This window comes from Rhizobium sp. S152, from assembly GCF_030380735.1.
Lineage (GTDB): Bacteria > Pseudomonadota > Alphaproteobacteria > Rhizobiales > Rhizobiaceae > Rhizobium.
The window spans coordinates 1-1,103 of the sequence record NZ_JAUDRZ010000031.1; the positions used below are offsets into that span (position 1 = coordinate 1).

The following is a 1,103-nucleotide window of genomic DNA, read 5'->3' on the forward strand; positions in this document are numbered from 1 at the left end:
TGCGGAGTCTCGGTTGATGTCCTTTCCTGCAGGTACTTAGATGTTTCAGTTCCCTGCGTTCGCTTCTTACACCCTATGTATTCAGGTGTAGATACCTTATTAACGATACTTGGAAACCATTCGGGTTGCACCGCCTCGCCCGGACGTGCCGGGTTCTTTTGTCCTCACGCTGTCGCGACCTGCGGTCGCTGCGCTGCGGACGGCGCGCCAAACAATTGGCGACGACCTATCGGTCTGTATTGATGCCACACTCAAGCTTGAGCATGCCACCCATACAGGCCAGAGGCCGTCGGCGATCGTTCGCCGTAACGTCGGACCAAAGGTCCGACAACCAGAATGATTTCCCAAGTATCTTAAGGTGGGTTTCCCCATTCGGAGATCCATGGATCAAAGCTTATTCGCAGCTCCCCACGGCTTTTCGCAGCGTATCACGTCCTTCATCGCCTGTGCATGCCAAGGCATCCACCAAATGCCCTTACGACACTTAATCGTTCTCATTGCCAATGCTCATCATCTCGCTGTCCGTTCTCGAAGAGAACGACAACAGGCCGGGTTACCTTTTACAACCCAGCCAATCCAACAATGCCATCGACGTGTTCGACCTGATTGCTTTATTGGAGCTACGCCGAGCAGCTCGCTTGCATCAGGTCTTAAGACCAGCTTCTCGAGATTAAATCCAGGACCGCGCGGTCAGGCAACGGTAATCCGATCGTTGATCAGACAGTGCCAAAGACACCGAACAACCAACAATCCAGAGCGACAAGCTTCCTTCCTACCTCCAATCCCTCCACCATATCCGGCCGGCTAGGCCATCCATGGTTTCTCAGGAACTGGGCTCGGACGTCTCGTACAATCCATAAGGATTGTGCCAAAACACCTGGAAGCCTCCAGATCAATCTTCTCTTCACGATATATGCAGAACAGGCATCCGACCGAAGTCGATGCAAACTTTTATTTCTTCAAAGGATATGTATCCGTCATCTCGACACCATCGTCTCCTCTCGGAAGCGAATTGGTGGAGCTGAGCGGGATCGAACCGCTGACCCCCTGCTTGCAAAGCAGGTGCTCTCCCAGCTGAGCTACAGCCCCAACCATCGCAACAC

The 1,103-nt window shown here is 53.1% G+C and carries 1 tRNA gene and 1 rRNA gene; both read right to left on the reverse strand.

The features are described from left to right. Positions 1 to 490, reverse strand: a 23S ribosomal RNA gene (locus QTL95_RS28435); the annotation flags it as partial. Positions 491 to 1,013: 523 nt separating this feature from the next. Then, a tRNA-Ala gene (locus QTL95_RS28440) sits at positions 1,014 to 1,089 on the reverse strand. Positions 1,090 to 1,103 lie beyond the last annotated feature (14 nt).